The organism is Actinophytocola sp. (assembly GCF_050699935.1).
Lineage (GTDB): Bacteria > Actinomycetota > Actinomycetes > Mycobacteriales > Pseudonocardiaceae > Actinophytocola.
In genome coordinates this window covers 1-6,479 of the sequence record NZ_JBOHGB010000241.1, presented here as the reverse complement: position 1 = coordinate 6,479, position 6,479 = coordinate 1, and the positions used below count along the sequence as shown (strand labels likewise).

7 protein-coding genes are annotated in these 6,479 nt (G+C 71.2%); 1 reads left to right on the top strand and 6 read right to left on the bottom strand.

Translation table 11 applies throughout. The features are described 5' to 3' along the window. Positions 1-637: transglycosylase SLT domain-containing protein (locus ACRDTB_RS36870; protein WP_431436895.1), on the top strand; the 637-nt coding region annotated here is incomplete at its 5' end. A 61-nt stretch (positions 638-698) separates the two neighbouring features. Here the strand turns inward: ACRDTB_RS36870 and ACRDTB_RS36865 are convergent. The 6 genes from ACRDTB_RS36865 to ACRDTB_RS36840 form a co-directional block, all read right to left on the bottom strand. Further along, positions 699-1,304 (bottom strand): GTP-binding protein, encoded by a 606-nt coding sequence (locus ACRDTB_RS36865; RefSeq protein ID WP_431436894.1) that lies wholly within the window; start codon positions 1,302-1,304, stop codon positions 699-701. Next, positions 1,282-1,650, bottom strand: a complete 369-nt coding sequence (locus ACRDTB_RS36860; RefSeq protein WP_431436893.1) for a DUF742 domain-containing protein — start codon at positions 1,648-1,650, stop codon at positions 1,282-1,284. The genes ACRDTB_RS36865 and ACRDTB_RS36860 overlap by 23 nt, the downstream gene beginning before the upstream one ends. Before the next feature lie 23 nt (positions 1,651-1,673). Continuing rightward, a complete protein-coding gene (locus ACRDTB_RS36855) occupies positions 1,674-2,108 on the bottom strand; it encodes a roadblock/LC7 domain-containing protein (RefSeq protein WP_431436892.1) in 435 nt (144 codons plus the stop codon). A 46-nt stretch (positions 2,109-2,154) separates the two neighbouring features. Next, entirely contained in the window at positions 2,155-4,782 is a 2,628-nt protein-coding gene (locus tag ACRDTB_RS36850) for a sensor histidine kinase (protein ID WP_431436891.1), read from the bottom strand. After that, positions 4,782-5,570, bottom strand: coding sequence for an ABC transporter ATP-binding protein (locus ACRDTB_RS36845; RefSeq protein WP_431436896.1), 789 nt, complete (start codon positions 5,568-5,570; stop codon positions 4,782-4,784). The genes ACRDTB_RS36850 and ACRDTB_RS36845 overlap by 1 nt, the downstream gene beginning before the upstream one ends. 68 nt (positions 5,571-5,638) lie before the next feature. Continuing rightward, on the bottom strand, positions 5,639-6,479 hold an 841-nt coding region (locus tag ACRDTB_RS36840), incomplete at its 5' end, for an ABC transporter permease (RefSeq protein WP_431436890.1).

Below are 6,479 nucleotides of genomic sequence, written 5' to 3'. Positions count from 1 at the left end.
CACCCCCACAGCCGCCGGCACCGGCAGCGGCGTGCAGATCACCACCCCCCAACACACCACCACCGGTGGCCCCCTCAGCGCGACCCCCACGGCGGCCGGCACCGGCACCGGCCCCCAAACCGCACAAGCCGGACCTCCGGTCGCCCCTCCCGCCCAGGCGCCGGCCATGGGCCAGGGCGCACCGGCGGCCGACCCGAGCCGGTGGCCGGCACCGCCTCCCGGCGTTCCGTCGTGGGGACCGACCGGACCGCCGCCGGACGAGGGCCAGGCCGCGAGCCCGCAGCAGGTCCAGGAGTGGATCGAGACCGCCCGGCAGGTGCTCGTCGACCAGGGCGTGGACCCGTCGCTGATGAACGCCGACCAGATGGCCGGGCTCATCCAGCACGAGTCCAGCAACAACCCCCACGCGATCAACCTGTGGGACTCCAACGCGACCGCGGGCCACCCGTCGAAAGGTCTGATGCAGACGATCGACTCGACGTTCGCCGAGCACCACCTGCCCGGCTACGGCAACATCTGGGCGCCGGTGGACAACATCCTCGCCGGCACCCGGTACGCGATCGACCGCTACGGCTCGATCTCGAACGTGCCGGGCGTCCGCGCGGTGCAGGACGGCGGCGACTACGTCGGCTACTGAGCCACGAACCCGACCCATATACGGCGAGCTCCCGGTCCGCGTGGCGGCCGGGAGCTCGCTGTCAGCGGGCGCCGGCCGTCGCCTCGGTCTGCGCGCGGAAGGTGTTGTGCAGCACGGCGAGCAGCGCGTCGCGGACCGACAGCTTGTTGCGCGCGTCGAACGTGATCAGCGGCACCGAGTCACCCACCGCGAGCGCCCAGCGGACGTCCTCGACGTGGTGGGAGAGCATGCCGTCGAAGAGGTTGACCCCGACCACGAACGGCAGGCCCGCCTTCTCGAAGTAGTCGACCGCCGGGAAGCAGTCGTCCATCCGGCGCGTGTCCACGATGACGAGTGCACCAAGCGCGCCGTGGACGAGGTCGCGCCACATGAAGCCGAAGCGGTCCTGCCCGGGCGTGCCGAACAGGTACAGCTTGACCTCGTCGTCGATCGTGATGCAGCCGAAGTCCAGCGCGACCGTGGTGGTGGTCTTGCCGGGGGTGTGGTCGGCGATGTCGACGTCGACGCCGGCCGACGTCATCGCCGCCTCCGTGCGCAACGGCTTGATCTCCGAGATGGAACCGACCGCGGTCGTCTTGCCGACACCGAACCCGCCCGCGATGATGATCTTCACCGGGGTCGGGGGCCGGTGCTGCGCGACCGGCTCAGCGGATTGCTTCGAGTCCACGAATGACCCTTTCGATCATGCTCAGATCTTGGTCGATGGCGGCGGCAGGACGCCGCACGACGACATAGCCCAAGGCGGCCAGGTCGGCCACCAACACTCGTGCCACCCCGATGTGCAACCGGAGCAACGCGGCGATCTCCGCCACCGACATGGTCGTGCGGCAGAGCTCCACGATGTCCCGGTGTTCGAACGTGAGGCCCTGCGGTGATCTCGCACCATGCGTGCTGGTCGCCACCTGGGCCTCGATCTCCAGCGACTGGTCCACCGGCTGTGCGCGCCCGGACGTGAGCAGGTACGGCCGGAGTCCCGAGACGTCACGCTCCGGCGGTTCCGCGGCACGGCTCACTGGGATCACCTCACATCGCGGCCCTAAACTCCGGCCGTGTTCCGGAGCTCTTCGATCAGCTGTGGGGTGAGCACGGAGCTGGCCCGGTTGGCGAACATCGCCATCTCGTAGGCGATCGTGCCCAGGCCGGCGTCCTTGGACGCCAGCACGCCGAGCGAGCAGCCGATGCTGATGGTGCAGACGAGAAGGTACCCACGCTCCATCTCGATGATGATCTTGTCCGGCATGCCGAGCGGGTGGCTGTCCGACACGCCGTTGGCGAGGCCGAGCATCGCGGACGCGATTGCCGCGAGCCGATCGGCGTTCTGGCGGGTCAGCTCGGCGGACTGGGCGATCAGCAGACCGTCCGCGGACACGGTGATCGCCGCGATCGCGCCGGCTGTGTTCTGCGCGAACCGGGCCACCAGCCAGTTGAAGTTCTGCGCTTCAACGCTGACTCCGGTGACGGGCTTGGTCATCAGGTGCTCCCCTTCGTCTGATAGGTCTCACGTCGCGTGGTGGTGGTCATCCGCCGGTTTTCCGGTAGGGCGGTGCCACGCCGGCGCGGGACAAGCCGTGGGTGAACTCGTCCAGCTTCGCGCGGTCCGCGGTGGGATCCCGCTCCTGCCACCGGGTGCTGACCCGGGCGGGTGGGCGGCCGGGATTCGCCACGCGCAGGCCCGGCGCCATGCTCTCGCCCGGCACCCGCCGCGAGAGTCCCGCCCGGGTGCCGTCCGGGGAGATCTCCCCCGCGGGCTGGGTGGCGGGAAACCGCTCGTTGGCCCGGGCGACGGCGGACTCGAAGCCCTCGAAGGCGCCTCGTTCCTGGGCGGCGTCCCGCTGCGCGTGCCGGCCGGGATCCGTGGGCAGCGGCCCCGTCTGCGGCCCGGTCGGCGGTCCCGTCGGCCGCCCCGGCGGAGCGGCTCCCGGCAGCTGCGCACCCGCGACCCGGCGACGTAGGCCACCGCGCTGCGCCACGGTCGTCTCCTGCGCTCCGTTCCCCGACCCGTTGCCTGCCATATTGCTCACCCCACTCGCCATCGCGGCCACCGTCGTCTCGGCGGTACCCATCGCACCGGTCATCGGCCCGGCGGAGTCGGCCAGGTACGCCGGCTCCGCCGTGGGTTCCGGGGCGGGCCCGGGGAACCACTGGAACCCCTGCGAGAACGCCGCCGGGATCTTCACCCCCTCCGGCAGCAGCTGGGCGTCGAGCGAGCTTTCCTGGATGGCCGGCTGCGGTGCCGTCTGGGGCTCGTCGTTGCGGTGGAACCGGTCCTCGGGGATGACGACGTCGACGGTGACGCCGCCGCCGTCGGTCGTGGCCATCGCGACGGTCAGGTGGTGGCGGCGAGCCAGCCGGCCCACCACGAACAGCCCCAGCATGCTGGTCGGCGCGATGTCGAGCCGCTCGCGGGCCACCAGCCGCCGGTTCTCCTCGGCCAGCCGATCGTGGGGCATGCCGATGCCGTGATCGATGATGTTGACCAGGCACGAGCCGTCGACGAGCAGCCGCGTACCGACGTCGACCGCGGTCTCCGGCGGCGAGTAGGAGGTCGCGTTCTCGAATAACTCGGCGAACACCAGCACCAGGTCCGGCCCGATCGCGCCGTCCAGCGTGATGTCGACGACCTCGTCGAGCCGGACCCGTTGGTAGTCCTCGATCTCCGCGAGGGCCGACCGCAGGGCGGTGGTGAGCTCCATCGGGCCGTACAGCTTGGTCTCGTTGCGGGTGCCGGCGACGACGAGCAGGTTGTCGGCCGTGCGGCGCAGGCGGGTCGACAGGTGGTCCAGCCGGTAGAGGCTGCTCAGCAGCCGGGTGTCCTGCTCGTTTCGCTCGAGCTCGTCGACGAGCGTGAGCTGGCGACCGACCAGGTTCTGCGTCCGCTGCGCCACGTTGGCGAACATCATGCTGACGTTCTGCCGGGTGACGGCCTGCCGTTCCACGAGCATCGTCGCGGTCGCCTGGACCCGGTTGAACGCCTGGGCCAGCTCACCGACTTCGTCCCTTGTGGACACCTCGATCGCGGCGAGCCGGGGCACCTGCCCGCTCGGCAGCTCGGTGTCGGCCACGCGCACCAGCTCGGTGTCGGCGAGCGTGGCCACGTCACTGGCGGCCCTGGTCAGCCGCTTCATCGGGTTCGCGATCGACCGGCTGACGGTGACCGCGAGCAGGGCGACGAGCGCGAAGAGCAGCGCGACCGCGCCACCGACCAACCACGCCACGGTGGCCGCGCCGTCGGCCCGGCTCTGCGCGGCGGCGGTGATCTGGGAGGTCACCTGGTCCTGCACGACCTCGCGGAGCTTCGACTGCGCGCCGACGGAGTTGAACGCGGACGCCGCGAACGAGTCGGACTCGCTCGCGTTGCGTTGCTCGGGGGCGCGCTCGATCAGCGTCTCCACCGCCCGTGCCTCGTCGCCCTGCTCGACCGCGACCACGAGCCCGGCCTGGTCGATGTCGGACTGCTGGACGAACCGCACCGTCGAGATCTGCGCCTCGGCGATCGCGTCGTCCAGGATCGGCTGGCCGGCCTCCCTGTCGGTGGCGGCGATGATCAACGCCATCCCGGCCAGCGTGCCCTGCTCGTTGGCTCGCAGCAAGGCCTCGAGCGCGGTGAGCTGCCGGGTGCCCTCGGCGTCGCTGCCCTGCTGCGGGACCAGCCGCAGCGCGTCGATGAGCGCGTTGTCCGTGGCGAGGTAGGTACGGGCGACGCTTTCCTGCGTCGCGGCCCGGTCCAGCACCGACTGGCGCAGGCTGTCCAGCGCGCCGACGGCCTCGAGCGCCTGTGTCAGCTCGTCGGACGCGTCCTCCCCCAGCGCCGCCTGCACCTGCTCCACCCGCTCGTCGACGGCCTCGTACTGCCGGGTGACGACGTCCCGGTTGGTCACGCCGGCCAGGTACGCCGACATCACGAGCCGTTCCCGCTGTAGCTGGGAGACGAGGGCGCCGAGGTCACGCGTCTGCCCGGACAGGCCGGCCGTGCGCGCCGCGGATCCGGCGTTGTCGATCTGCACGGTCACGAACGGGACGGCCACCAGGAGGATGGCGGTCAGCGGGAGCGCCAGGAGCAGGTTCAGCTTCCCGCGGATGCGCAGCCTGCTGAGGATCCCCCGCGCGGCGCCGCCGTACCTGGCCAGCTTTCCTGGTCGACTCATCACTTCCCCTTGGTCCCCGGGCTGGTCACCGTGCCGTGGTGCTGGGCCCGGACGAGGTCCTCGAGCGAGGCACGGAGCTCGAGGAAGTCCTTCGCGTGCTTGATCGCCAACTCCCGGCCGTCCGGCAGCGGCACCTCCACCCGGGCCGCGATCCGCCCGGGGTCCGACGCCAGCACCACGACCTGCTGGCCGAGGAACACGGCCTCCTCCACGTCGTGGGTGACCATGAGCACGGTGATGCCGGTGTCCTGCCAGATCTGCCTGATGAGCACCTGCATGTCCTCCTTGGTCTGCACGTCGAGCGCGCCGAACGGCTCGTCGAGCAGGAGGACCTCGGGCTCACAGGCGAGCGCCCGGGCGATCGCGACGCGCTGCTGCTGCCCGCCGGAGAGCTGGCCGGGGAGCGTGCGCGCGTACTCGGTGAGGCCGGTCTCGGCCAGGTACCACGCCACGCGACGCTTGCGCTCGGCTCGTTTCAGCGCGAGCAGCTCGAGTCCGAACGCGACATTGCGCTCCACGGTGCGCCACGGGTACAGCGAGCTGGACTGGAAGACCAGGCCGCGGTCCGGGCCCGGACCGGTGACGGGCGCGCCGTCGAGCAGGATCTCCCCCTCGGTCGGCGCCGCCAGTCCGGCGACGAGCGAGAGCAGCGTCGACTTGCCCGACCCGCTCGCGCCGAGCACGCTGAGGAACTCGCCGCGCCGCACGCGCAGGTTGACGTCGTCCAGCGCGCGCTTCGTGCGGCCGCGGACCCGGTAGTCCTTGACCACCCCACGCAGTTCGAGCATCCGGGGCTCGTGCTCGGCGTCCGGCGGCGTGGCCGTGGCGACCTCCACGCCGTCCCGCAGGCCGTCCCTCACGCCGCCCATCGGCCCACCCACGTTCGCAGCAGCCGTAACAGCACGTCGGTGGTGACGCCGATCAGCCCGAACACGACGAAGACCACGAACATCTCGTCGATCCGGGAGAAGCGCTGGGACTGCATGATGCTGCGGCCCAGGCCGTCCGTGGAGTTGACCACCTCGGCGATCACGAGCAGCATCCAGGCGCCCGCGACGTTGACCCGGGTCGCGTCGATCATGCCGGGCAGCGCGTGCGGCACGATGACCTTGCGCAGGACCTCGCCCTGCGTGGCGCCGAGCGTGTAGGACACGTCGATCAGCTTGCGTGGCACGTTTCGCGCGACGTCCGCGGTCATCAGCGTGCTGAAGAAGACCGTGCCGACGAACACGAGGGCGATCTTGGGCTCCTCGTCGAGGCCCAGCCAGATCACGAACAGCGGGATGAACGCCGGCGCGGGCAGGTAGCGCAGCAACGCGATCAACGGTTCGAAGAGCGCCTGGCCCGCCCTGTAGGTGCCGATCAGGATGCCGAGCGGCAGGGAGACCAGCAGGGCCAGGCCGAACCCGTAGAGCACCCGCTCGGAGGACGCCCACAGGTCCTCGAACAGGTCACCGGAGGAGACCATCTCGATCCCCGCCGCCAGCACCGCGCCCGGCGAGGGCAGGTACCGGGGCAAGGCCACCTCGGTCTCGGTGAGCACCCACCACGTCACCGCCGGAACCAGGAACGACAACGTCATCAGGATCCAGCGCGCCCGCCGCGAGATCGGCGTGCGGATGGCGATCAGTTGCCGTGGTGGGCGCGGCGCGCGCCGCCGCGGCAGCGGCGCCCATGACTGCCGCGCCGACGGCGGC